General features: G+C 63.7%; 22 protein-coding genes. 2 read left to right on the top strand and 20 right to left on the bottom strand.

Annotation, left to right across the window (positions count from 1 at the left end):
- Nucleotides 1-79 precede the first annotated feature (79 nt).
- Nucleotides 80-1,285 carry a hypothetical protein gene (locus HZR14_RS02835; protein ID WP_181691358.1) on the top strand — a complete coding sequence of 402 codons (1,206 nt, stop codon included), beginning with the start codon at nt 80-82 and terminating at the stop codon, nt 1,283-1,285.
- Here HZR14_RS02835 and HZR14_RS02830 read toward each other — a convergent pair.
- On the bottom strand, nt 1,282-1,749 hold the full coding sequence (locus HZR14_RS02830) for a hypothetical protein (protein ID WP_181691357.1): 468 nt from the start codon (nt 1,747-1,749) through the stop codon (nt 1,282-1,284). The two genes, HZR14_RS02835 and HZR14_RS02830, sit on opposite strands and share 4 nt — an antisense overlap.
- A gap of 139 nt (nt 1,750-1,888) precedes the next feature.
- A complete protein-coding gene (locus tag HZR14_RS02825; RefSeq protein WP_181691356.1) occupies nt 1,889-3,046 on the bottom strand; it encodes a Cdc6/Cdc18 family protein in 1,158 nt (385 codons plus the stop codon).
- A gap of 47 nt (nt 3,047-3,093) precedes the next feature.
- Between HZR14_RS02825 and HZR14_RS02820 the strand changes: the two genes are divergently transcribed.
- Nucleotides 3,094-3,540 carry a homing endonuclease associated repeat-containing protein gene (locus tag HZR14_RS02820; RefSeq protein WP_370464944.1) on the top strand — a complete coding sequence of 149 codons (447 nt, stop codon included), beginning with the start codon at nt 3,094-3,096 and terminating at the stop codon, nt 3,538-3,540.
- A gap of 14 nt (nt 3,541-3,554) precedes the next feature.
- Here HZR14_RS02820 and HZR14_RS02815 read toward each other — a convergent pair whose 3' ends face one another.
- From HZR14_RS02815 to HZR14_RS02730, 18 genes are all read right to left on the bottom strand, one after another.
- Complete coding sequence (locus tag HZR14_RS02815) at nt 3,555-3,776, bottom strand: hypothetical protein (RefSeq protein ID WP_181691354.1); 222 nt, start codon at nt 3,774-3,776, stop codon at nt 3,555-3,557.
- Nucleotides 3,777-3,911: 135 nt separating this feature from the next.
- Nucleotides 3,912-4,319, bottom strand: coding sequence for a hypothetical protein (locus tag HZR14_RS02810; RefSeq protein ID WP_181691353.1), 408 nt, complete (start codon nt 4,317-4,319; stop codon nt 3,912-3,914).
- Complete coding sequence (locus tag HZR14_RS02805; RefSeq protein ID WP_181691352.1) at nt 4,316-4,828, bottom strand: hypothetical protein; 513 nt, start codon at nt 4,826-4,828, stop codon at nt 4,316-4,318. The genes HZR14_RS02810 and HZR14_RS02805 overlap by 4 nt, the downstream gene beginning before the upstream one ends.
- A gap of 179 nt (nt 4,829-5,007) precedes the next feature.
- Nucleotides 5,008-6,024 carry a hypothetical protein gene (locus tag HZR14_RS02800; RefSeq protein WP_181691351.1) on the bottom strand — a complete coding sequence of 339 codons (1,017 nt, stop codon included), beginning with the start codon at nt 6,022-6,024 and terminating at the stop codon, nt 5,008-5,010.
- Entirely contained in the window at nt 6,021-6,827 is an 807-nt protein-coding gene (locus HZR14_RS02795; protein WP_181691350.1) for a hypothetical protein, read from the bottom strand. Before HZR14_RS02795 ends, HZR14_RS02800 begins: the two co-directional genes overlap by 4 nt.
- Nucleotide 6,828: 1 nt before the next feature.
- Nucleotides 6,829-7,695 (bottom strand): hypothetical protein, encoded by an 867-nt coding sequence (locus HZR14_RS02790; protein ID WP_181691349.1) that lies wholly within the window; start codon nt 7,693-7,695, stop codon nt 6,829-6,831.
- 605 nt (nt 7,696-8,300) lie between these two features.
- The gene (locus HZR14_RS02785; RefSeq protein ID WP_181691348.1) at nt 8,301-9,146 is read right to left on the bottom strand and encodes a DUF6036 family nucleotidyltransferase; all 846 of its coding nucleotides are present in this window, start codon (nt 9,144-9,146) and stop codon (nt 8,301-8,303) included.
- Entirely contained in the window at nt 9,143-10,093 is a 951-nt protein-coding gene (locus HZR14_RS02780; RefSeq protein ID WP_181691347.1) for a winged helix-turn-helix domain-containing protein, read from the bottom strand. The genes HZR14_RS02785 and HZR14_RS02780 overlap by 4 nt, the downstream gene beginning before the upstream one ends.
- Before the next feature lie 255 nt (nt 10,094-10,348).
- Nucleotides 10,349-10,711: a hypothetical protein gene (locus HZR14_RS02775; protein ID WP_181691346.1), complete on the bottom strand. Its 363-nt coding sequence runs from the start codon at nt 10,709-10,711 to the stop codon at nt 10,349-10,351.
- Nucleotides 10,708-11,196 (bottom strand): helix-hairpin-helix domain-containing protein, encoded by a 489-nt coding sequence (locus tag HZR14_RS02770; RefSeq protein ID WP_181691345.1) that lies wholly within the window; start codon nt 11,194-11,196, stop codon nt 10,708-10,710. Before HZR14_RS02770 ends, HZR14_RS02775 begins: the two co-directional genes overlap by 4 nt.
- Nucleotides 11,196-11,573 carry a hypothetical protein gene (locus tag HZR14_RS02765; protein ID WP_181691344.1) on the bottom strand — a complete coding sequence of 126 codons (378 nt, stop codon included), beginning with the start codon at nt 11,571-11,573 and terminating at the stop codon, nt 11,196-11,198. The genes HZR14_RS02770 and HZR14_RS02765 overlap by 1 nt, the downstream gene beginning before the upstream one ends.
- The gene (locus HZR14_RS02760) at nt 11,573-12,889 is read right to left on the bottom strand and encodes a M50 family metallopeptidase (RefSeq protein ID WP_181691343.1); all 1,317 of its coding nucleotides are present in this window, start codon (nt 12,887-12,889) and stop codon (nt 11,573-11,575) included. Before HZR14_RS02760 ends, HZR14_RS02765 begins: the two co-directional genes overlap by 1 nt.
- A complete protein-coding gene (locus HZR14_RS02755; protein WP_181691342.1) occupies nt 12,886-17,013 on the bottom strand; it encodes a hypothetical protein in 4,128 nt (1,375 codons plus the stop codon). The genes HZR14_RS02760 and HZR14_RS02755 overlap by 4 nt, the downstream gene beginning before the upstream one ends.
- Nucleotides 17,010-18,683 (bottom strand): hypothetical protein, encoded by a 1,674-nt coding sequence (locus HZR14_RS02750; RefSeq protein WP_181691341.1) that lies wholly within the window; start codon nt 18,681-18,683, stop codon nt 17,010-17,012. Before HZR14_RS02750 ends, HZR14_RS02755 begins: the two co-directional genes overlap by 4 nt.
- Nucleotides 18,684-18,690: 7 nt before the next feature.
- A complete protein-coding gene (locus tag HZR14_RS02745) occupies nt 18,691-20,595 on the bottom strand; it encodes an ATP-binding protein (protein WP_181691340.1) in 1,905 nt (634 codons plus the stop codon).
- Between the two features lie 7 nt (nt 20,596-20,602).
- The gene (locus HZR14_RS02740; protein WP_181691339.1) at nt 20,603-21,436 is read right to left on the bottom strand and encodes a hypothetical protein; all 834 of its coding nucleotides are present in this window, start codon (nt 21,434-21,436) and stop codon (nt 20,603-20,605) included.
- Nucleotides 21,436-23,346 carry a hypothetical protein gene (locus tag HZR14_RS02735; protein ID WP_181691338.1) on the bottom strand — a complete coding sequence of 637 codons (1,911 nt, stop codon included), beginning with the start codon at nt 23,344-23,346 and terminating at the stop codon, nt 21,436-21,438. Before HZR14_RS02735 ends, HZR14_RS02740 begins: the two co-directional genes overlap by 1 nt.
- Complete coding sequence (locus tag HZR14_RS02730; RefSeq protein ID WP_181691337.1) at nt 23,346-24,173, bottom strand: hypothetical protein; 828 nt, start codon at nt 24,171-24,173, stop codon at nt 23,346-23,348. The genes HZR14_RS02735 and HZR14_RS02730 overlap by 1 nt, the downstream gene beginning before the upstream one ends.
- Nucleotides 24,174-24,232: the final 59 nt, after the last annotated feature.

The raw sequence follows: 24,232 nt of genomic DNA, 5'->3' as shown, positions 1-24,232 counted from the left end.
CTGCCCTCGCCCGTTTTGCGAGCGATACCACTGCGGGTTAGGGATCGACCTCTCGCTCGCGTTCTTGCTAAAAACCGCAATGACCACTTTTGAGATACGAACGGACTACGTTAGTGACGACCTCGTTGCAGCTCGCCGGACGATCGTCGGCGATGGTGTGCAGGTTCAGACTCCAACCACAGCGATGCAGGCGGCAAAGCTCCGCAAATCGGACGCTGTAGATCCAGGGGTTTGTGGAGTTCAGGAGTTATATCGGACATTCGGCGACGATACGCTGACGGAACTCAGCCGCGGAACAGATACGGAGTTCGTCGACCAGCTGGCCAAGCAGGCTGTCGAGGTACCGGATGTCCTGACGGTTGCCTTCTTGAAATACACCGAAACGGACACGCTGAGTCCTAGTGACGCGGCACTCCTAGTCGATATACTGGCGACGACATCGGACGTTATCACGATCCCGTTGATGCCAAAGGTTGCCCGAGCCGTTGGTGAAGATGAAAGAACGGGGTCCTCCCGAGATCCCGCCTACCGGATGTACCGCGAAAGTGTAGAGCGGTTCCTTGAAGCAGCTCGCGAACGCGCGCTGAATCGGCCGGTGATGGGTGTCCTCCCGATGGTTGGCTGGGAGTATATCCGGGACTTGCTGCCGCTATATCGCGAGCATGGTGTAGAATTGTTCTGTCTGAATTTCGATCGAAGTCGGATCACCGCTCAATCGAAGGTTGCGATGATGCGACCGCTCGCCCGACACATCACCCGAAACAACCTCGAAGAAAGGGTTCTCCTCTACGCGATAAATCTACACCACGCCAATCGAGATGCGACGTTGGGGCTTCGCCCCGGCGACGATTTCTGTGGCTTCGGGATGGGGTTGGACGTCATCGGTGGGATGCACGAAAGCCCGAATATTCCTGGGGATAAGTTCGATGAGATGGAGGACTCAGAGAGCTTCAAGCTGTTTGATCGGATCCAACGGGGCTACCGAGATGTGCCGCTCGATCAACTTGCGGCTGCGATCCCGGACGATCTCCAACTCGATGGTGAGTTCGTGCAACAGCGCGTCGAAGCGACTGGGGAGAACACACGTCGGCGCTACCAAAAAATCATCAACGCCGAGCAGATGGAGTTGGCTGCTAAATCGGTTCGGCATGCTATGGGTACCGGTACCGTCCAGGCAGAACTCACCGATCGGGTGGGGGTGACCGATGCTGCTGTCCAAGCGATTCTCCAGGTTCGGCAGAGCTTCGACGATGGGTCGAATCAGTCGAATTTAGGCGAGTTCTAAGCCTCGTCCGCGACGTTCGGACACATCCCGAAGGCTGCTTCGCGCTCGTGTTCGAGCGTCTTGAGCGGTTTATTACACATCGGACACAAATCATACTGCGGTTGCGTGTCCGCAAGCGAGGCGGTCACTTCCGCCAACTTCTGCCAGCCGCGCCGGAGGCCATCCTCGGCATAGTCGCCACACCACAACAGCAGCTGCGTGTCAGGGCCAGGAGCAGTCAATAAATAATTGCTGGTCTGATCATCGAGCAGGAGCTTCGGACCGAAATAGGGGTCACTCCGGCGCACGACCGTCACAGATGCCGGGACCCCATGCTGCTCTAGCAATCGCGTCACTACGGAGTCGATCTCGATACGATCGTGCCGTTCGGCCCGCAGCATCACTTGTTTTGATGCATACTCAGTGCCCGATTCCGCCGTTGGCTGGTCACGAGCGCACAGTGAGTCGGTGGCCGTGGCGTCCATAATCGTCGCTTCATCCTAGAGTGGTATAAAAACACATATTCTGGCGAACCCAGCCCCTATTGAATAGGCGTATAAAAACCCACATCTGACAAAACCGGCGTAGCGGCCGCCATCACGCCAGTTCCAGCACATGTGGGGATCATTTCCCCTCGACCGTCCGGTACCGTCGCGCCCGGGTGCGCCCCTCCGCGAGTAAGAGATCGTACTCGACGAGCTTGCCCAGATACGTCGTCACCGTTCGCTGGGTAACGGGGTTGGCAACGGCGTCCGCGTATCGCTCATAGATCTCGCCGGGCCGAAGCCCCACCGCCTCGCCCTCGCCTGTCCCGTCGGCTGGATCGACTCCACCCGCCTCTGTCTTGCCCGCACCCTCGGCCTCGGTGTCGGCATCGCCGTCGGCGACGGTCGCACCCACCGACTCTGGTCCGGCGTCCCCACGCCCAGCCTCTGCCTCCGCTTCGGTTTCGGCGTCGGCGACGATTGCATACAGCGTCCGGAGGTCCTCGGAGAGCGCCTCGAGTTTCTGTTGACGGAGGGCCGCCACGGCATCGGGGGCGACTGCCTCAACGACGTCGACGGTCACGCGCTCGCGTCCGTCAACGACGGTGCGCACACACCGCTGCAGGGTCGCAACGGCCTGGCGGGCGTCACCATCGGCATGCTTGGCGATCGCATCGAGAGCCGCCGACGTAACGGACCCACGCTGGAGGCCCTGCTCGACGCGGGCCTCAAGAATCCGCCGGAGGGTCCCATGCTCGTATTTCTGAAATTCGATCGTCTCCCGACAGCTGAATCGAGAGCGCCCCCCGGCGATGGCCTCGAGTTCGGCGAACAACTCCGCTTCCCGATTCCCGATGATGATGAGCGTACAGCCGTCGATCCCGTAGAGATCGGCGAGTACCTGTTTCTCGCGCAGTTGGTCGGCCTCATCGCAGATGACGAGCAGCCGATCCGACAACATCTCCAGCTCGCGACGGAGGGCGTCAGCCCCCTTCGATTGGTACACCTTGTGTCCGCCGATGGCCTCCCGGACGGTCGCCCGGAGGACCGCCGCCCGCGTCTGGTCGCGACACGACAGAAAGGCGGTGCTGACGTCGAATAACTCGCTGCGGGCCTCCTCGAGGGCGAAGGTGGCGACGGTCGTCTTCCCCGAGCCGGAGGGCCCGAACAGAAAGACAGGGCGCGGCGCGCCGACCTGGGGATCGATAGCCGAAGAGATGGCGTTGAGTTCATCGTTGCGCTCGATCAACCGGTCGGGCAGGGCGTCGGGGTCGAGGGCGCGACGATCGAGGATCATACCGGCCGTCTCTCAGGGCTATGTGAAAAAGCGAATCCTCGCGTTTCGTGAATTCGGAAGCGAGGATCGGACGGGAGCTATCGCGCGCGCGCCCACCGCAGGGGCCGACCCACAAGACGCACTCAAACCGTGACGGCCGACATATATCGCTGCTGGCTGATATCCGACGGTTGGCCGGCGACGATGACGAGGCCCCAACCCTCCAGCAGTACCGCGAACAGGGTGAATACGGGTCCCAGACGATCTACAACCGCTTTGGCTCGTGGAACGAGACCGTCGAGGCCGCCGAGTTCGAGGCCCGCGATCCCAACACGTCGGTTTCGGATGCCGATCTCATCGCAGAGCTACACCGCCTCGCCGACGATGATGGGGCGCCACCGACGACGGCAACGATGCGCGCCGACGGCCAGTATTGGGTCTCGACGTATCGCGACCACTTCGGCTCCTGGAGTGACGCGCTCAAAGCAGCGGGCTTCGAGACGCGAGGTGAATAGAACGTTGGCCGATATCAGTCTGATTCGTCGTCCTGCAGCTGCTCGACTTGCACTTCTAATCTACCGATTTTTCGCTCAATTCGATCCAGCCGTTCGCTTACACTCCCACCTGAGCGAATCCGGAGGAGAAAGTAGCTTAGACCACCCAGGAACCCCACGAGAACTAGGAGATTGAGACCGACCGCAAGGACGATTAAGATCAGTTCTGGACCGCCTGGAATCTGGAGGGGCATCATCGTTCTCGGCAACGACGAGGATCAACATATGCCTTCGGGAGGGGCTTGTCTGTCAAGGATGTCGTGCCGGAGGCAATGTATGAAGCCAGCACAGCGACCGATCAAGTGTATCTGAATGAAAACGGATGGCGGTTGCTACGGCCGGTCGATATTCGCCCGCACCGTCTGGAAGACCTGTGGCGGCACCGACTCGGCATGTACCGAGCGCTGGTGCTCCAGATACTGCTCGATCGCCCGGAGGTTGTCCTTCACTCGCGACCCACCGTCGGCGGCGACACAGCACCGCTCGCCGTCGAGTTCGAACCGAAGCACGACAGCGGGATCGGCGGGATCGCCACCGTCGACGGCGGGGACGTTCGGTTCGTCGTGGATATGTTGCATGTTCGTCTGGAGATCACTGTTCGTCGCCCCAATCAGATCGAGCTCGTCGAGAATTGCGTTCGCCCGCGTCCGACAGTAGCCACTCGTGCCCTGCCAGCGGACCTGGTCCTCGTAGGCCGTCCGATCGAGGCCGTCGGGCCACTCAACGCCAGCGACGCTCATCGACCCGCCTCCGGGTTCAACTCTTCGAGGACGAAGAGCGTCCGCTGGGCTTCTTCGAGCTGTTCGATCGCGTCGACATGCTTTTGTTTCGTCCGCGAGCGCTGTCCCGAGAGATTCCCCGAGTCGACGCCGACCGCCGCCATGATCTCAGTCGGCTGCCAGTCGGCGAGATCGTAGGCAAGAATCTGTGCCTGCTGTGGGGACAAAAGCGTCAACTCGGCGACGCGATCACTGAAGCATGCCGAACAGAGGGCGCGCTCTTCGCCCGTTTCGGGATCGGGATACTGGGAGACGGCGCGACCCTCCTCGCGGTTCTTCGGGCGGCCGCAGTCGCTACAGACCGTCGGGTCGTCGCCGCCGGCCTGGACGGTCTCGACGGCCGCCTGGGCCTGTTCGCGGGTCATGTCTTGCTCGCGCATCAGTTGTTCAATTCGAGAGTCGTCAGGGTCTTGTGCTGTGTTCGTGTTCATGTCTGTGTCAGTATCGGCGTTGGCGTCGGCATCGTTCATACCTCCGTTCTGGCCCGACGGGACGTAAACCAACGGGACAAGCGGGTCGGACTGGTTGGAATGCGGGCATACTATACGGCGGTACCCATACACCTGTCCCAGTCTCCGTGGCGTGTCCCATCGGGCTGTCAGCCCGAAGCAGCGTCGATCACTGTCGCAGTGCTTACACCAGGCAGTAGTCACCGATCCGGCCGCCCGCCATCAGTCATAATCGTCGGCGTTTCGCTATCGCCCGCCGACGTCCCGCCGGTCCCGCCCCCGCTCCCGCCGTCGGGGTCGTCATCGTCTCGGGGGATCCCGCCGTCGCCGGTATCGCCGTCGCCATCCCGATCGTCGTACCGATTCCGCAACCAGCGGCGCAGTCGTTCCTCGTCGACGCCGGCATAGTTCGTTTCCTTGGCGTCGTATTTGCGCACGTCATCGACGACCACGACCGCCGAGGGTTCACCGTTTCGCTCAACGTGGACATAATCCCGTGGGGCTCGAAGCTGGTACTCGGTACCGTCACGGTCGACCGCTTCCGCCCGGAGGACGGTCTCGAACCCAGCCGCCCGGGACAGTCGCGTGAGCAACAGTGACCGATCGGGCGTCTCGATCACGCCGCCGCGGCTCCAGGTCTGCATATCCAGCGCGTCCGGCCACGGCTCACCCGCCACACCCTCTTGGACTTCGTCGCCCGTCTCGCCCGTGCCGTCGGGAGCGTCGTCGTCCCCGCCGTCTTCGTCAGCCGGATATGGGTCTTCATCGGGCGGGCAGTGGGTCGGTTCGGGGAGGTCGGCAGCATCGGTCACGCCGTTGGTGCCGGCCCGTGGCCCAGGTTGCTGGTTCGATCGCTGCGCGTTCTGGAAACGTTTGGGCGTGTAGAGTTCGTAATACCGCGCGTCCCGATATTCGCTATCGCCGCCGAGAATCGCGTCGGTGTCGAGTCGGAGCTGGCTGTCGGTGTGGGGCTCGGTCGTGGCGATCGTCTTGCCAGTGCTTGAGGTCTCGCCCTCGATGATCTCCGGGGAGTGCAACACACCCGTGATCCCGGTAATCAGTCGAACCGACTCATTCGCGGGCAGTGTCGCCTCGTCGCCATCGGCGTCTGCATCGGTATCGGCTCTCTCGCCGGTATCAACCGCCTCATCTGCCCCGTCCACTGTCTCGCCGTTGGTTGCCACCGCGAAGTCGTCGATATCGCTTTGACGGCTCATCGGCCGCCCTCCGTCGCCTCGGCGTCGCCGCAGTGGTCGCAATGCCCGCTGTCGGTGCCGCTGTGTTTTGCGACCGTGAAGTTGCAGTCGTCACAGATGTGTTTCGTGTGTTCGGTGCCGTACTGGTCGGTACAGGTCCGGGCCGTCGTTGTCGGATGCGCGCAGTATTCGGCGCGTTCGACCGGTTCGGCTGTGGTGTCCGTCGGTGACGTCCCGTCGGCAAAGTCCTCGGGGTTCTCGATGAAGTCCGGCGTTCGGCGGCGCTCGCCGGTTGCGGCCCGATGTTCACGGTCCTCGGTCGAATTGCCGTTTGGGCTCACTAAATCAGCCTTGTGGATCCCGGTCTCGAGTTCGACTGTCCAACAGTCCATATCGTGCGGCGTCACGGGCGTTCCGGCGAGCTCCCGCTCATCGATCGGCGTGGCCCAGTGGTCGTATCGGCACCGTTCGACCGCCGGAATCGGCTGTTTCATCGTCGGGCCGTAAACGTCACCGAGGTACCGCGTGTCTTCGTCACCCCGGCTATCAGCCCAGGCCGGCCCCTGCTCGGCCACGTTTCCGGCAAGATCGAGCTGGCCGTCCTCGGCATCGTCGGCGATCTCGGCTTGCGTCCCGGTATCGATCGACTCGGCGGTTTCACGGTCGTCGACGCCGAACTTGGTCGCCGTCTCGGTTTCGAGTCGGGGCTCCGGATCCGCACGGTTCGAGCGCTCCTCGCCGCCGAAGTCCGCAAACGTTGTTTCGTCGGTCGTGTTTGTCGTCTGTGCTTCGATCGCACCGAAGTCTGTGGTATTGTCGGACATGTTAGTAATCATCGAGTGTGGTTTGCGTGTCGGTCATCGGGCCGTCGGTCGCCGCATCCTGGAACCCGAGTTTGAAAAAGCCCCAAATCACCGCGAACAACCCCGTCAGCAGGTTTAGCGACGGTGGTTCAGCTGTCGGATCGGCCGATTCGGCTGTCGGATCGGCCGGTTCCGACGTCGTTGGCGTGGCAGTCGTATCGGCCCCCGCCGGTTCGGCCGTGTTGGCCGCCGATTCGGTCGTTCCGTCGGCCGTCGCATCGGTTGTGTTGGATGTGGCCGGTTGCGACGGGGCCGGCTCGACGTCGGCGGCCGTCGCCGCCCCGACGTCGCGGGGTTCGATCGTCACTTCGGCGGCCGTTTCGACCGATGTACGGGCATCGCGCAGCGTTTCCGCGACGAATTCCTCGCCATATTCAGCGGCGATATCGTCGGTCAGCTGCTGTTTGTCACCGGCGTCGATCGCCTCAAGATTCTCCCGGAGCAAGTCGGCCGCCCGAGATTGTTCTCGTTCGTCGACCGTCGCGGCGATCGCCTCACGGATTTCGCGTTTTTCGTCCGCGGGCAGCTCGCCGCCACGTTCCAGAAGGATCCGGTAGTTCTCCCCCGAGGAGAGCGTCGGATCAACGTGTGACTCCCAGTCGTCGATCCGGCCGGCGGCGAGTTTCGCGAGCCGGTTAAGGATCGCATTTTGTGCCATCGGCGTATGCGACGCCAACGGATCATCGGCCGAGCCCCAGGTCCCGGAGACGTCCTCGCGGACATCACGCATCTGCTGTTTGGCGCGAGTCGGGGATTTGCCCAACGCTGAACCCCAGTAGTGGGCATAGTACGTCAGGCTTGTGTTCCATCCGGGCGGTGTTCGGGGCATCGTTCGACACTACACTATCTATAGTGGGTTATATTAAATCTATGGGTACAAGAAGTGTAGTTCAGGGAGAGACGTAGTATCACCCGCGGACGGCCGCCTCCGCGACACTCACCCGTCGCGCGTGAGCGCGCTTTTAAATACCCGTGTGCGCTCGTGCTTCCGTCATGTCGCGTGCCCGGCCGCCCCTCCGATGACGGGTGTGCGGCCGCCCTCCCCTGTCGTGTGCTCACGCGTTGTACTGCGATCGCGCGCTGCGGCGCGCCGCGGCGCGTTTCGCGGGGCCGCGGCCGGCAGCGCGCTCGCTCGGCCCCGTGCCGCAGTGCCCGAGGGCGGCCGCCCGTCGCCGCGCCGGCTGTGGCTGTGCGTCCGTTCACTCGTTCGGCGCGCGCCTCCACGCGTTTCAGATTGAATATCGATCGTTTCGGGAGGTTCGAAAAAGGCCGGACCCCCCGTCATACCGGGGCTACACAGGAATCTATCACTCGAAATATGTTCGCGTAAAGACAGCGCTTCGGTGGAACTCTCGATAGAAGAAGATCTCCAGCATCCACCACTGCCTATCATCTAATGGACCGACTACTGGGGGAGACCACCACAGGCAGCAGTTACGATCGCGTAAATTCGTCGTGCCTGCCTGTATCCCGAATTCCCTCGGAAGTTCGTTCAGCAAACCCGTACTGTTCGAGGTACGCATATCGATGTTCGATCTCCTCGCTAGAAACGCTCAACTCCGTGGCCAGTTCGTTCACGGACTTCGGGGTGTCCTTGTCTAACTGCATTCGAAGTTCGTATCCTTCCATATACCGCAAATAGTACTCTTGAACCACGTCATCGAGTGGCGTTTGTATTCCCTCATTTTCATCGAGTCGTTCCAGGGATTCGGAGACCACCGTGACGAAGAATTCCCCGCCAAGGAGCTCCACCTGGCGTTCGAGTTCGGATTCGATGACGTCGAAGTCGAGATCCGTTTGGACGAGGGTGGCCATATCGCCGATATCGTCCGGGCGTTCTGCGACGGCTTTGAAAAGAAAGATGTCCTCGAACGAGACCAGACCGACCGAGAAGGACTCCTCTGAGAGAAACGGGTCGCTTCGCGCTTGCATCCCATCGCTGAAGAACAGCTTATCGGCGATCTGTCGATAAAAGACATCGAACTGGCAGCCGGCGTCATTTCGTACGCAGTGGCGTGCGCCCAATCGATCGTACTCGTCACCGAGATCGGTGACTTCCTCGTATCCGAGATCGTCGAGCACCCCCATCAGGCGGCTGAGAGCCGCTTCGTCCACGACAACGAGATCGATATCTTTGGTCGTGTCCTTGAGAGACGGCTCGTGGAGAGACATCGCGCCACCGCCGATGAGATACGCCTCGACGTCAGTCTGGAGATGATCTGCGATCCGCCGGAGTTCGGCCTCGATATAGTCACGGCCGAATCGTTCACGAGAACTCATAGAGTAACTTCATACTCGCTGGCTGTTTGTTTGAACTCTTCCCATTCGGGGAGTTGCTCAGCCGTGACAGTGCCTTCCGACTCTAGGAATCCAATGAGTTCGTCAATAATAGCGCGTAGATCGGTCGCCGACTCGGATACGTAGTGTTCAGCACGCTCTCGGAGTACAGTTCGATCGATTCCCTGTTTTTGCATCAACAACAGACAGTACGTTCGGTATCGCGAGTCATCATCGATGAGCAGCGTGTGGCAGACTAATTCTGCAGGGGTGATCTTCGAGCGTCGGTCCGTTCGGAAGTAATGCCGCCGATCACGGGTGAGAAGCGGGACGCCGAACTCACCGAACAGTGCTGGCCCAGTCAAATAAAACTCATCAGCGCTAACATCGGAGCCACACGCGAAGAGATACTCATCGTGTGTTTCCCAGATGAAATTGAGTCCAGTCGCATATTTTTCTGCTTCGTGCCGGTGTTTCTGGTGGAACAGCCCTCTGGCGATCGAGACCAATACTGTAAACGGATCGTTGAGACGATACCGAGACCTCGATTTCCCGACAACACCAACGCGCTGGAGATCATCTAAGCGACGGTACACCGTTGCCTGGCTAACACCACTCTGTTCGGCCAACTCGGTCGCAGTCCGTCCTTGATCGAGATAATAGAGAATCTGTAACCCAGAGCCGGCGATGAGGCCGGAGAGATCCATATGGCTGTATTCGGTGAGGAGTCCCTCGAGTTGCTCGATCGGTTCAATATCCGTAAGCGAGACCAGCTTTTGCCGACCGCTTTGTTTGGTTTGGACGTATCCGTACGCTTCTAGTTCGGAGACGATACGCGAGACGTGGCCAGGACTCCATCCGAGTTGATCAGCGAGCATGCTGATACTCACTTCCGACTCATCCTCATCTATGAGGTGTGATACAACCCGGAAGTGACTCTTTTTGACCATATCATCTCAAAAGAGGCAAACGATATATAAAACCCTTTCGTGATTTGAGAGGATTAGTTCATTTTCCAATAGATAGATTCTCATATATTACTGATGAGGTATCTATCTCTGAGTCCGTAAATTGTCTTTCGGGATTCCAAGAATGGCGACACCTATCATCCCCACACTGCTCGTGACGAACTCGACACCACAGCGTTCGAGGCGTTCACGACCCCGGCACTGTTGGAGACGATCAAAGACGAATGCTGGCGTCGACTACTCAACACGCTGCGGCGGCTCGGGCGGACGGAACCGCACACACACCACCGCAACCACAACTAGCCCGGCGAGCGTGCTGGATAGATACACCGCCCAGACCCACCAGGCGAGACCGTACAGCGAGGCGAACAGCGCCGGATCTCCGAGATGGGCGAGATAGAGCTCGGCCCACGGATCGGGCTCGACGAAAAGCGAACGGTGCGCCGGGGAGAGTGCGGCATGGGCAGCCGTCCGAACCCACGCTGGAACGACGTATACAAGCCCAGTCGCGGTGAGACCCCACACGATCCACATCGTCGCGTAGCCGGCCCGAACGAGCCGACCGGGCGGGGCATAGAGTGGCCGACGGCGCTGGCTCACCCCTGCACACCTCCACTCTCGACAGTACTCGCACGGGCCGTCTCCAGGTCGATACCATCCAGTCGAGCGACGATCGCGCTCGCACGATTCGGGCCGATCCCGTTGACCGCCTGGAGCGTTTCGTGGTCGGCCGCCCGATAGCGATCGACGTCGCCCTCGACGTGCCGGGCAAGCTTGAACGCCGTCCGCGGCCCGATCCCGTCAACGCCGACGGCATCGCGCATAATCGTCTCCGTTCCGGGAAGCTCCAGCACCACGAGTCGGTCCTCGAAGGTCGCGAGCGAGCACTCTCCCAACTCGTACTGTTCCCGGAGATTCCGGCGACGCTCGGCGAGATACACCTCGGTCGGGTCGGTCGACTCCCTCGTGGACATCGAGGCAGCAGCCCGCACGGCCGCGTAAAACAGCCCGCCGACGAGGAGTAGTCCACCGATCGACCCGCCGACGGTGAACACAGTCGAGACGATACGCACAGATCCACCCATCACACAGCCCAACCGAGCTGGTCGAACGCCGATCGGAGCCACTCGAGCGCCCACTTAAGGGGCATCCCGAGCGCCCACCGGCCGGCGGCAACAACATCGTTGAGGAACGCCCCCGGATGCGGGGCAACCCAGCCGAGCCCGACCGCGATCGCGGCGACGACGAACAGCGACACCGACACCTGCACGGCGGTCGCCGACACCGCAGCGATCGTCGAGCCGATGCGGGCGGCCCGCAGGATATACCACGCCAACAGAAAAAAGGTCGCAGCGGCCATCACCTGTGAGCCGAGGTTCAACTCCCCGAGTAGGCCGATGAAGGCCGGCTGGATGGCCGCGGAGGCGTCAATCGTGGCGACGAACCCCAGGTGTGACGGCATTAATCCGACCCCTCCACGCGGTCAGTAGCCACTGGGTGGTCTCCAGCCGCAGTTGATCGACTGTCGGCCAGCCACTCACCGAGCGCGTCGACGAGGTGGTCGCCGTCGGCCCCGAAGGCGGGCAGGAGATTCCCGAAGAAGCTCACGACGTTGAGGTACACGAACACCACGCCACCGAGCCCGGCCGTCGACAGCGACGACCCCGACAGGCCGGGCGAGAGCATCCCCGTCGCGAGCAACGGGCCGGCAACGACGAGGCCGGCGAGTAACGAAAACAGCGGCCCCGCGGCCGCCGTTCGGGCTCGATCGAGCGCCGTCACGTCCCCGCGGCCGTCGTAATCCTCCATGTGACCACCCATCGGCAGCAGGCCGGCCATGAAGGACATCGAGACTTCCGAGAGTTCGACGCCGTTGGCGCGGGTCGCCATCGCGTGCCCGAGCTCGTGGAGTGCGATCGAGACGAACAGGACGGCGACGCCGATCGCGACGCCGGCGGCGACGGTCGTGAGCAGCTCGGCGTCCAGGGCCGGCAGCGCAAGCGGATCAGGACCCGACTCGCCGGACGCCGACGCCCCAGCCGTGGGTGCAGCAAGCGCACCGAGGACGTCGACGGCCACCGAGGCGAGGAACCCCACGAGGAGCGCCTGCCCGACGGCGGCAACCACGATACCGACCGTGAACAGCCCGCGCCAGTAGCGCGTCGGGCCGACCAACAGCCGATCAACCAGTGCCGTCGGCGTGGCGGTCACCTCGATACCGATGCCGTTCCGTTCAACGCCGTCGGGGAGTGTGAGCCACGCCGGGGGCGCGAATCGATCGCGTAGGGGGTGGGCCTCGAGGACGCCGACCGCATCGGGATCGACATCGGTCCAGGGGGCAGCCAGCGACGCCCCACAGTTCGCACAAAACCCCGCCTCGGCGTCGGTCGGAGCGATTCCACAGGACCGACAGCGCGACGTGGGCGACCAACGGCTGCACAGATACCCGACGTAGGCGGCGACACCGGCACCGACGCCCGCCCCGACGGTCGAAAGTGCCCCGAGGGTGAACAACACGCTCGCGAGGACACTCCCGAGGACGAACACGCCCACGCCGGCGGCGGTGGTGTGGGGCCACAGGCGGCGCTTGACCCACCGAGCCGTCCGTTGGAGACGCGAGATGGGATAGCGATCGGGTACGAGTTCGTGGTACGGACACGCAGTGCAGGCGAGCACATCCCGCGAGATGGTGGGCGTCGTATGCAGCGGCTCGCCACAGCGGGAACAGGCCGTTTCGGTCGGCTCACCCTCGGGGTCAAGATCGTATCCGCCGGTCATCGGTTCTCACCATCCTGGATGAGCGTTATGTGGGTCTCTTGACCACCGCTTCCGCCGCGGTTGTTCAGCCACCGGTAGACAAGATACCCACCACCGATGACGACGGCGATCCAGATAATCGCCGACACGTCTTCGAGCCCGGAGGCGAGGGCAGTGAAAATCGTCTCCTCGAGCGTACCGGGCGCGAGCGTTTCAAGCACCCACACCGAGAGGATCACAGAGACCGATGCCTGCATCCACAGCGGGATCGACGCCTGGGTCCATGTGTCGATCATCCACAGCGTGAGTAGGATGGCGACCGCAGCGACGATCGGGACGACGCCGGCCGTCGATAGCGAGTGGATCGCCGTCCCCGCGATGGAACGCGGCGTCGACAGCTCCAAGAGCACGAGCGTCAGCCCCCCGACGCCCACGGCGAACACCGCCAAGCGGACGAGGAGGCTACGGCCGCGGCCCAGGCCCCGCGAGAGCATCGATCCGGATCCGGATCCCGAACCCGTCGGTGTCGACTGCGACCCGGAGCGGGACCGGGACTGGGACCGGCCGGTCCCGAGACCGGGCACCCACGAGAGACTGGGGCGCGGCAGCGACGGGAGGCTCGGCCGTGGGAGCGAGGGCAGCGACGGAAGTGACAGCCACGAGCCCGAGCCCGGCCCTCGGCGACTCGATCGACTTCGGCCGGAGCCGCCGGGGAGCAGTCGCCGTGGTGAGAGCCACCCCAGCGATGGCCGCGGCAGCGAGGGCAGCGACGGGAGTGAGGGCCACGAGAGACTCGGTAGGAGCCCGCCGCGGCCGGTGGTCGTGGTCGTCCGGCCCCCGCTGCTGGACGGACTCGGCGTTGGGCCGCCGATCGAGCGGGCGATCAACGCGATGCCGGCCAGCCCGACGAGAAAGATCACCAACGCGCTCGTCGAGCCGCCGCCGAGCAACGGCCCCAGCGTCGCCCCCACGAGCGGGATCGAGGCCCAGAAGCCACCGCCTTCGCGGCCACCACCGCCGCCCACCAAGGCCGCCTGTTCGGGCCGTTCGAGGATGGTATAGGTCTGCTCGGAGCCATCGGTCACCAGCGTCGCAGGCGAGGCGGGCGTCGCCGTATCGAGTTCCACATCGGTGGTTTGTGAATAGAGGACGTACTCTTGGCCCTCGGTGGTGTCGTGCCAGATCACCTCGTGTTCGGCCGTCCGCGTCGACCCGACGAGTTCGAACTGTAGTTGCGCTTCGCTGTCATCGTCGAGGGTCACCTCCTGGATGTCGATTTCGGCGACGCCGCGGGCCGGCTGCACTTCAACGGGCAGCGTTTCGACGGTCGCGGTCCCGCCGGTGTTCGCCTCCGGCAGGACGAGTCGCTGTGTGGCACCGTTGGTTTCCATCGTCGCGGCGTCGGCCCACGACGACGACTGGAGATACCGGACGTGATCGGGGTTTGCGACCGATGTATTCGAGATATCGATCACGACCGGCTCTGTGCCGGCGGCATCCGTGACCTCGAACGTCGTCTGGAGGGTGTTCCCGCCGACGGTGGGGTTCGTGACGTCGACGGCCCCACTCGGGACCGAGACTTTCCGGGCGTCGGCGCGGATATCGACCGTCGTGTCGGCCGCTACGTCCCCAAGCGCGAGTTCGGCCCGCGGGCCGTCGCCGACGAAGGTGATGTCGTCCTCAACGGGGGTATACCACTCGCCGTTGTTTTCGCGGATCTCGAGGCCGTTGAGCCCGACGACGTTGCCCGAGAAGGGCAGCGTGGCCGTCGCCGACTGTTGCTCGCTCGCAAAGGTGTTCGAGACGTTATACGATTCCCCCCACGCCGTGGCGTTGACGTCGACGGTCTTGGAGGCCGAATCGGCGGTGTGTTGGTACTCGACGCCCACCTGTGGCGTCGGGCCGCCCCCTGGGTCGGCCAGTTCGACGGTGACGGTGTTCGTGCCGGCCTGGATCCAGTCGGGATCGGTCTGGAGACTGGTGGTCTCGCCCTCTGTGAGCGTGCCCGAATGGGAGGTCGCGTGGCCGTTGATTGTCAGGGCCGGGTCCGTGGTTTCGGAGACGTCCGTCCACACGACTTCGGCTTCGACGGGGCCATCCGAGGAGACGGAAGCCGAGTGGCCACTGCGGGAGAGGTCAACCGTTTTAGTGGCTGTTTGGCCCGCTTCGAGGGTGCCAGTGTGGGTGAGGGTCCGAGACCCGCCGTCGAGTTGGATCGTTGGATCGCTCGGATAGTGATGCTCCCCCCACTCCAGATCATAGGACAACCCCGATCCGGTATAACTCGCGTCGATCGTCTCGCCCCCAGTCGAGAGATCAACCGTCTCCGTGGTCGAACCGTCCAAAACGCCGTTGTGTGAGACGGTCGAGGAGCCGACCGAGACGGAGGGGTCCTCGACCCCGCTCCGCTCCGTCCACGAGACGGTTCCGGAGACATCAGTCCCCGATCCATCCCACGTTAGATCAATCGTTTGTGATCCCGAGGAGAGGCTACTAAGAGACGCCGATCCGCCGGAGCCAAGCGATGCCGAGCCTGCATCCCCGCTTACCTGAATATTCGACGGCTCTGTTTCTCCACTAATAGTATATTCTAATACTTTCCAATTCACATCGTTGTTGTTTTCTGTATCTTCGATAGTGACAAATGTAGAATCACCATCCACAGAAACCCATCCTGTGTCTATGCTATATTGATCCGGGTCACCTGCACCCGAACCCGTGTATGAGACTGAATCGCCGTATGATCCTCCGATTTCGGCGCGGAATGTCCCATCATAGTGTTCGTTGTATGGCTCGACAGTCGCAGTTAATTTAAGATTATCATAGTTAGACGTATCGAAGGACTGCGACCACACCTCTGTATACGATATGTATTCCTCGGTAGACGAGGAGTCAATCGTATCTGTCGAACTTGTGGTGCTGTCGATGGATATCTCCCCGTCGTGTGGCTCAAGCGATCCGCCGGGGGACACAGTTGTAGAACCCGAGCCGGAATACATATTGAATGAAGAACTTTGCGTTGTCTCTGAATAGTCCCCCTCGATCGTCAACTCCGCGTTTGTCGGTTTGTCGTCTCCATCGACCGAGATTGAGTCCGACCCTCCATCGGAGAGCGATCCGCTCCGCGTCTCCGTCGTCCCGTTATCGATCCCCGTCAACCGCATCGTCGCATTCTCCGGAGCAGACGTCCCAGCCGGATCGACATCCAGCGTCGCACTTTCGGCCGTCGTCCCGACGGAGCGCTGCTCGGTCACGCGATCGCCGGTCAACGAAACCCCGAAATCGTCCACGCCGCCGAGTGACTCCAACTCGTACTCGAAGGTCGTCCCATCAACGGCCTCAGTACCCGACAGCGAAACCCCACCGGAAAACGTCACGTTCTGCGTCGAGAAGTGCGGCACCTCGATGATCGCCTTCCCGCCCTGATAGCGGACGCTCGAGGTCCACCCATCACCGGTTGCGGCGTGCTCGCCGAGCACCGACTGCGGGCGCTCGCCGACGGCGGCCTCGATCGCCGACGCGTTGAAGGCCACTTCTCGGCCCTCGTGCACCTGGTCGTCGGTCAACTGCGCGGTGAGCGTCTCCCCATCGCCGAGGGCGATCGCGATGTCCATCGTCTCACTGGAATGGGACGCCGAGACGTTCCAGGCCGCGGCGTGCTCGGGTGGTCCACCAGCGTTGCCTCCCGGAGCAGCGGTGCCCCGAACCTGGACGTTCGAGACCGCCGCATGATCGGGTGGGCCACGCTGGCCGGCGTGATCAGGCGGCCCGCCACCGTTACCGGTGCCGTTCCCGTTGCCAGGCGACCCGTTACTCGGGCTCCCATCGCCACCGCCTGCGGGTGTATCGGCACCGCCCGACTGTCCGTTCCCGGCGTTGCCGTTCCCGGCGTTCCCGTTGCCGTTCGAATTCCCGTTCCCATTCCCGTTGCCGGACACGTCGTCGGGCGGCCCTTGGGCGGCAACACCCCCAACGGCGAGCCCCCCAGCAGGGAGCCACAGCACCACCAACAGGACGAGACACAGCGCACGGAGCCGCTGTGAGCCGGCCTCGCGCGTCGCGCCCCCAGGTCGTGGTATGTGTCCAACCGCTCGCGTATACAAGGGCTGTTCGGAATCGGGGGGATTTCGCGACGAGACGGTCATGCAGCCCCTCCTGCTCCGCTGTCACCCTCGGGGTCGAGTCGGAATTTCGCGACGCAAATCGGCTCGTCGCCGAACGGCGCCGCGTCAGAGTCGCCGCCATCGGCGACGACCCCACTGCCCGAGTCAGCCTCCACCGGCTCCATCAACACCTGGCCCACACCCCCACTCGTCTCAAGGCCGCTGAATTCGAGCGCCTCAATCGGCGATTCGAGCCCCTCACTCAGGGTGCCGGCCTGACAATCGACGTACCCAGAGCCGGGGTCGTTCACCACCAACCGTTCCTGGACGCCGTTGTGCCAGTGGGTGAAGATCTCCTCGTCGTACTCCGGGTCTTCGAGGGCGACCGTCTCGCCATCGAGATCCTCGGCGACGGCAGCGGGTGGCGTGAGGTCGATCTTCAACCAGCGATCGCCGATCTCGGGGTCGCCCGAGTCCATCCACGTGAAGTAAGCGAACTCGTTTTGGGTGTAGATCAACCCGACGCCGACGTCTTTGTCGCTCATGATGTCGCCGTACATCTGGACGGTGTCGAAGCCCTGCGGGATCGTCGACCGTTGGTTCTGGTTGGGATTCGGCGAGCCATCGGGCATATGCACCCGCCATTTGAACTCCTCGCGGACCATCCAGTGGACGTTGGCCTCCTTGTGGGCGAAGAAATACATCGACATCAACCGCTTCCGGGAGGCGGCCCACACCTTCCGGAGGGATTTGATCTTATCGTACAGCCGACTCGCGTCCTGGCGAGCCCCCTCTTCGAGCCAATCGCCCACCTCGTCGAAAATGAGCGACATCCACACGAAGGGGCCGTGCTCCTTGCGGGCGAACCAGAAGCCGAACCACCACTGAATGAGTGGCGTCGCATCCGCCGGATCGTCGGCCTCCCACTCGGGGACAAACGGCAGCCGGCCAGCAACGTTTTCGAGCGCCTCGGTGGCCGCTTCGCACCCGCTGAAGGAGGGATCGGGGTAGACGACGTTGAACGTCCCAGCCTTGCGATCGCCCAGCTCCTCGAGGAGATCGAAGACGTCCTCGTAGTAGTAGACGTCCCGGACGAGCGTGTCCAGATCAGCGTCGGTATCGGCCGGCCGATCGGAGCCCTCGTACATCCACTGGGGCGTACACTCGGCGTTGGCGGGCAGATACAGCGTCGTCCACTCGCGGAAGGGCAGCCACCCCGACCCGTCGTAGCGGCCCCGCCAGATGACGCGCTCGCCGCGTTCCATCAGCCGGACCGCAAGCTGTCGGGCATAGGTCGTCTTCCCCGAGTCCCGGTCGCCCTTGAAGAGGACGTCCGTCCCCTTCGTCGAGGACGTGAGCTCGGGGTCGCGCTCGTGGATGATCGCGTCAGGATAGCACATCCGGGCGTACTTCGACGTCTCCAAGTACCCGTCGACGGTGAACTTCGAGAGCCCACCCGGATTCTCCTGGTCGCCCCACAGCCACCGGCACTGCCGTATCTCTTCGGCATCCGAGAGCCAGTATTTGGGTGCGCGGAAGTCGACGCTTTGTTTCGTCCGCTCGCCGAATTCATGGCCGTTCGGCGGGCCACGGCCGAGTTTCCGTTCGGTGCCGCTGTCAGGAATCTCAATGTGGTTCGTCCCATCGCTCGACTCGGGGGTATTGATCGTCTTGGATTCGGATCCGTCTGGATCTGCGTCAGTGTGTGACATGACTAAATTATACGCCGATCTCTGAGAGATCGAGGTCCGCACTCGTTTCGCCGAGCGCCGCTGCGTCGGGGGCGATGCCGATATCCGCCAGTGAGCGTTCGATCTTCGGGATGACGCGCTCGACGTCGGCGACCGTAATGGTATCCGACAGCCGGATCCGCGCCGACGCTTCCGCGAGCCGGAAGAGTGCCATCTGCTTGCGCGCCGTAACCGGCAGTGGCGGGCCGTCATAGCCGTCGGCTTCCGCACCGTCATAGCGCTCGGGGAGCGTGATCTTCAGGTCGGTATAGAACTCGACCATCCGATCCTTCGCCGCCTCGGTCGGGATGGGCTGGCAGTGCTCGCGTGCGTAGGCGATCCACCGCCGGATCGTCGCAGGATCGTGGCCGCCGTCGACGGTCGCCTGCTCGGCTGCCGTCAACTCCAGCCCGAGCGCTTTCTTCCCGGCGGCCGTCCGGGAGTCGACCATGTGCCGGGAGACGTCGGCGACGAGTTCTTCGTCGACCTTCTCGCGTACCGTGAAGATCAGATCGAACCGCGAGAGCAGCGGGCTCTTGAGTTTGATCTGCTCGACAAAGGGTGCGGTCGGATCGAAGTGCCCACCCGTCGGGTTTCCGGCAGCCAACAGCGACGTGTTCGCGTCCAAGCGCGCGTGGCGGCCGGCCTTCGAGACCAACACCTGTTGGCTTTCGAGAGCCGTATGCAGGGCATCCAGGTCGGACACGTCGCCCTTGTCGATCTCATCAACCACCGCGAGCCCACCGGAGGCGCGGACGATCGTGCCCGCGGCGATGGTCCACTCGTCGCCGTCGCCGAAGTCGTCTTTCGTCATCGAGGCGGTGAGGCCGGCCTCGCTGCTTCCCGTGCCGTCGGTCATCGCACTCCGGGGCGCGAGCTCTTCGGCGGCCTCCATCAGTCCGGTCTTGCCCGTGCCGGGATCGCCGACCCAGAGCATATGAACCGAGCCGCGATGGAACGCCCCGGTATCGTCGGTGCGTCGCCACCCACCGAACAGCTGTAGCGCGATCGCCTCCTTGAGGTGGACGTCGCCTTTGTGCGAGGGCGCAATCGAGGCTACCAACTCGCCGTAGGGGTCGTCGCTGTCGGCCAGCCGGCGGATCTCGGCGTCGACATCGGCGTCGGCGACGTCGTCGAGATCGTTCGAGAGTGTCTCTTCGAGTTCGATCGAATGCCCCTCCAGGAGCGTCTCATGACGCGTGCGGCCCGTCGGCGAGTAGGGGATCCACTCGCCGTTGACAGTGACACGATCGCCCGATTCGACGCGGTCGGTCAGCCCCTCCGTCAGGTGGACGGTGATCGAGGCGGCCTGCCCGCCGCGGGCGTCCTCGGGCGGCTGTTGGAGTTGGATCAACTGGTGATCAACCCACTCCGAGCGGCCCGTCAACAACTGGAAGGAGGCAGTTTTGTTCCCACAGCCCTGACAACAGAAGGGTTCCCGGATCGCCCCAAACCCCTGTTCGAGCCGGGTCTCGGTGCCACACTCGTAACACTGGAAGACGCCAACCGCGAGTTTCGGCTGTACTTCCGTGCGTTTGGTCACCTGCCCCGACAGCCCGATCAGCCGCTCGATGTCGCCTTTGCGGGCCGCCCCGACGGTGTGGGTGGCCGCCTCGGGGAGCTCGATCACGCGGACGGTCGCCTGCCCGAGCGGGCGCTCATCGTATGTCGCGAGCGCGGCCTCCAGGGCGTCGTGGGCCTCCGCAAGGTTTCGCAGCGCCAACTGTGCGAGCGCCTCACTGCTGTCGTGGAGGTCAGCATACGCGATGCGCAACTGGAGGTGCTCGGGGTACAGCGCCTCGACGTACTCGGCGGCGAGGCGATCGATCGCGTCGGCGTAGCACCGCTCGAAGAGCGCGTGCGCGTCGACTTCGTAGTCGGGTGTGTCTGGCATGGTTTGGTTATCCCATCGGGAGCTCATCCCGGGTGATCGCGTCGTGCTCTTCGTCGGCCGATTCCGCGGAGAAGCCCAACAGATCCCGCACGCCCTGGTTGAACACGGGCAGCAGGTACGTCGCGGCGAACAACTCCCGGCCGCGCGCGGCCGCCGTCCCGTCCGCACACAGCAGGTTCGCGACCGTCGAGTCCTCGGCGTAGCAGCGCCGGATGAATGCCCCCTCGATCTGGCCGTGGGTGGCGAGTTCGAGATCGTCACCCCACGCGAGGATCGCCGCCCGATCATCGAAGCCCGACAGCACAGCGTCGATCGTCCGCGTCTGGTTGCGATCGAGTTCGTTCAGCGCCGGGCGCATGGCGATATAGCGCTGTTTCAGGGGGTTTTGCGCCGACTCGTCGACGTCGGTGTACTCGTTGGCCGAGACGCGGAGATGCCGGAAGGCATCGTGTTGGGCCTGCCGCAACAGATTCCCCGCGAGCTGTTCGCGGTACTCGGCGGCGGCGTCGGGATCGAGGTCGCGATCGCGGGCCGCATCCGAGAGCAACGCGGCGAGGAACGTCCGCTGGCGGGCGTCCTGGGAGACACCGGTGAACTGGTCGGCGAGATCGACGTACCACTGCTGGGGGAGCCGCCCCATCGTCCGGACGGTCAGTCGCTGTGCCCACTCCAGGACGGCCCGCCGGGAGGCAAAGCCCGCCAGCAGGCGATCGCGTTCGTCGCGAAGGTCCTCGGTCAGCTTGATCAGCGCCGGTCGGACCGAGTCGGTGACGTCCGCCGGATCGGCGTGGCCGGTGCCATCTCGGCTGTCGACATCGGCGTCGGTAGCGTTCGTCGCCATTAGGCGTCACCACCCGAGTGGTCGGGATCGGTAGCGCTGTCGGTCGTCTCATCCGAGGGCATCGATGGGCCACCGTTGCGCCGTTCCTCACGATCGTAGCGTTCGGCGGGTGTTTCCGCCTCGTGCATCGGGTCGACCATCTCTTCGACCGACACCGCGGCACTGGGATCGGTAAACATGTTCTCGATGAGCGTCGAGTCCCGCGCATCGACGGCCGATTTGATCTGCTTTTGCCGTTCGATCTTCGCCTTCTCTTTCTCGGCGCGCTCTTGCTCGATCGTCTCGTATTTGTCCGTCTCCTCGGCGAGATACTTCGAGGAGGCCCGCGCCGACCGATAGTGGTAGTTCGCCGGCCACACCAGCAGGCGGCCCGACTGCGGTTCGACGCCCGCTGCGCCGACCGCCAGGCCGGCCGTCACGATCGCGGCGTTCGGGCCGACGGCGTTGAACATGAGCGACGCCAGCGCTGCGATGAGGCCCGCGCCCAGCAGCCAGCGGACGACCCCGCCACGGCTGCTCGGCGTCGGCGGGGCAAACGTCCACCCCTCGGGCGTGTAGTCGACGATTCGCGGCGAGTCCGGATGGACGTACACCTCTTCGTCGACGTGGCCGTCTTCGACGCTTTTCGTCGTCTGTAAGGGTGCATCCCGCAGGCGCACTTCCCCCATCTCGTCGGCCTCCGCGCCCGGATGCACCGCCTTCACGGGGGCGGCCCCACCGACCAGCCGCGACAGTGCCGGTCGGAGCCCAGGTGAGGCGGCCCGAATCGGTTGGTCCGGGCGATCGATCAGCGTCAGCTCCACCTCATCCTGCATCGTCGCTTCGACGGCGTGATCCCCCGACGGCGATTTGCGGTTCTCGATGTTGTCGCGGACAAAGCGGACCCGGCGGACGCCGTCGGTCAGCGTCTCGAGGATCAACAACAGCGTAAAGCCGACGATCACCGCGGGCACGATGAACGGGTAGTCGACGAAGATCCGCGCCGACCACGTCGAGGCGAACAGCCCCAGGCCGGCGACGACGAGCCCGAAGAGAGCGAGCCACGGAGCATACCCCCACTGTGTGAACACGCCCATGCGCTCGATTGCGCGCTTGGCCGTGTAGTTCGCCCCAGCCAGGCCGCCGACTAAGGGCAGCACCCAGATGACCGCGGCCCACTGCATGAACCCACCCCAAGAACTGAACGGGAGTTCTTGGGTCGTCGCGACGGAGTGGTGCTCGAAGGTCCAGCGGGCGTCAGTGCCATCGATCCACATCGCCACCTGCCGTGGCTCATCGGACTGTCGCAGTTCGATCTCCTGCCAGGCCGGGAAGCCCCGATCGAACTCCAGGCTCACGGAATCGACGGTGACGTTTGTCGCGACCTGTTCGGTGGTCGTCTCGCCGTCACCGATCGAGCGTCGCTGCTCGCCGATCTCGTAGTAGGCGATATGCAGCGTCAACGGCTCACTGCCCTCGGTCGAGAAGTGGCGCAGCCAGATCGCGTTCCGGTCGACAAGCCCGCCGGGGCGGAGCCATCGCCAGTTATCGTCGTTGCCCGGGCTCGAAAAGGCCCGATCGGCCGGCCAGTGGACAACCGAAAACGGCCGTTCGTCGGTGACGCGCAACGAGGGATCATCGCCGGGGAACTGCTCGCCGCCGCGTTGCAGCTCCGAGAGCGTCAGCTCCGCGGCCAGGGTGTCGTTTTCGGTTGCGTTCCCCGGGGGCGCAGTGTCGTCGGGTGAGTCGGTCTCGGGTGTCTCGGGTGTGTCGCTCGCGGGCGTCGACGTGGGCGTCGACGCGGGCGCGGGTGTGTCGGTGCCCGATGGTCCCGCAGCGGTCGCCGCGGCCGGGGCGGCCGCAAACCCGAGAAGCACGATCACCCCGGCAACCAGCCAGCAGTACCGGGACAGCGGCTGTATCCGGGCCATCAGTCTCGGAACACCACCACAGCCGCGAACAGCAGTGCTGCGATCCCAACCCACTGCAGGGCGTTCAGCGAGGGGATGAACTGTGAGCCAGGGAGTCGCTCACCACCCAACTGGACGTAGCCAAGGGCCGTGATCACCCAAAACGCCAGCTCGTTGAGGACCGGCGTGAGGAACTGATCGAGCGAGCCGAGCGCCTCAAAGCCGGCCGACAGCACCGACAGGCCGATCGCGACGATGACGAATACCGCCCCGAGGATGGCTTCGGCCCAGTTCTCGACGGTGTTGCCGACGTTTCGTTGGGTGCGCCGGATGGCTGTCGAGCGACGCGAGGCCGACTGCCGATTGCTCAGGTAGACGTACGTCACCCACGACGCAAAGAGGATCCCAAGCCCCACGAGGATCGTCCAACGGTTCGTGAGAATCGTCTCCCGGAGGAACCACAGCGTCATGAGTGCGACGCCACCCGCGAGTGCCTGGACGACCGTCGCCACGTTTTGGAGCGCCGGGGAGCGTGGGCCATCGGCATCTTCGGCGCGGCCCTCCTCGACGACAGTCGAGACGACGATCACGTACCCACCGGCGGCCGCGACGGCGAAGACCACCAGCCAGACGGCGACGGTTCCGATGATGGGCAACGCGACCGTCGCGCCGCTGAAGACGAGTTCGCGGAGCCCACCGAGGGAGAGATCCGACGAAACGTACCACGCGGCGGCGAGGATGACGCCCAAGACCAACAGTAATGGGTTGAACAACATCCCACGCAGGCCCTTGAAGATGCGACTGCCGACAGAGGGTGTCGCGGTCCCGCTCGGATCGGAGGCGCTCATGGAGCCCACCCCCCGCATCCGGGGGTGTCTCCGCAGGGTGTGTGTCGACGACCGAGAGG

The sequence above is a fragment of the Natronomonas salinimetallica genome (assembly GCF_013839515.1).
GTDB lineage: Archaea > Halobacteriota > Halobacteria > Halobacteriales > Haloarculaceae > Natronomonas.
This window is presented reverse-complemented; position numbering and strand designations above follow the sequence as displayed.

Bases quoted from the DNA above. Each gene is read 5' to 3' on its own strand.
- HZR14_RS02795 (WP_181691350.1), bottom strand. From the start codon at position 6,827: ATGTCCGACAATACCACAGACTTCGGTGCGATCGAAGCACAGACGACA.
- HZR14_RS02745 (WP_181691340.1), bottom strand. From the start codon at position 20,595: ATGCCAGACACACCCGACTACGAAGTCGACGCGCACGCGCTCTTCGAG.
- HZR14_RS02830 (WP_181691357.1), bottom strand. From the start codon at position 1,749: ATGGACGCCACGGCCACCGACTCACTGTGCGCTCGTGACCAGCCAACG.
- HZR14_RS02770 (WP_181691345.1), bottom strand. From the start codon at position 11,196: ATGGGTGGATCTGTGCGTATCGTCTCGACTGTGTTCACCGTCGGCGGG.
- HZR14_RS02825 (WP_181691356.1), bottom strand. From the start codon at position 3,046: ATGATCCTCGATCGTCGCGCCCTCGACCCCGACGCCCTGCCCGACCGG.
- HZR14_RS02790 (WP_181691349.1), bottom strand. From the start codon at position 7,695: ATGCCCCGAACACCGCCCGGATGGAACACAAGCCTGACGTACTATGCC.
- HZR14_RS02815 (WP_181691354.1), bottom strand. From the start codon at position 3,776: ATGATGCCCCTCCAGATTCCAGGCGGTCCAGAACTGATCTTAATCGTC.
- HZR14_RS02835 (WP_181691358.1), top strand. From the start codon at position 80: ATGACCACTTTTGAGATACGAACGGACTACGTTAGTGACGACCTCGTT.
- HZR14_RS02765 (WP_181691344.1), bottom strand. From the start codon at position 11,573: ATGCCGTCACACCTGGGGTTCGTCGCCACGATTGACGCCTCCGCGGCC.
- HZR14_RS02750 (WP_181691341.1), bottom strand. From the start codon at position 18,683: ATGTCACACACTGACGCAGATCCAGACGGATCCGAATCCAAGACGATC.
- HZR14_RS02755 (WP_181691342.1), bottom strand. From the start codon at position 17,013: ATGACCGTCTCGTCGCGAAATCCCCCCGATTCCGAACAGCCCTTGTAT.
- HZR14_RS02730 (WP_181691337.1), bottom strand. From the start codon at position 24,173: ATGAGCGCCTCCGATCCGAGCGGGACCGCGACACCCTCTGTCGGCAGT.
- HZR14_RS02800 (WP_181691351.1), bottom strand. From the start codon at position 6,024: ATGAGCCGTCAAAGCGATATCGACGACTTCGCGGTGGCAACCAACGGC.
- HZR14_RS02780 (WP_181691347.1), bottom strand. From the start codon at position 10,093: ATGGTCAAAAAGAGTCACTTCCGGGTTGTATCACACCTCATAGATGAG.
- HZR14_RS02735 (WP_181691338.1), bottom strand. From the start codon at position 23,346: ATGGCCCGGATACAGCCGCTGTCCCGGTACTGCTGGCTGGTTGCCGGG.
- HZR14_RS02785 (WP_181691348.1), bottom strand. From the start codon at position 9,146: ATGAGTTCTCGTGAACGATTCGGCCGTGACTATATCGAGGCCGAACTC.
- HZR14_RS02760 (WP_181691343.1), bottom strand. From the start codon at position 12,889: ATGACCGGCGGATACGATCTTGACCCCGAGGGTGAGCCGACCGAAACG.
- HZR14_RS02805 (WP_181691352.1), bottom strand. From the start codon at position 4,828: ATGAACGATGCCGACGCCAACGCCGATACTGACACAGACATGAACACG.
- HZR14_RS02740 (WP_181691339.1), bottom strand. From the start codon at position 21,436: ATGGCGACGAACGCTACCGACGCCGATGTCGACAGCCGAGATGGCACC.
- HZR14_RS02810 (WP_181691353.1), bottom strand. From the start codon at position 4,319: ATGAGCGTCGCTGGCGTTGAGTGGCCCGACGGCCTCGATCGGACGGCC.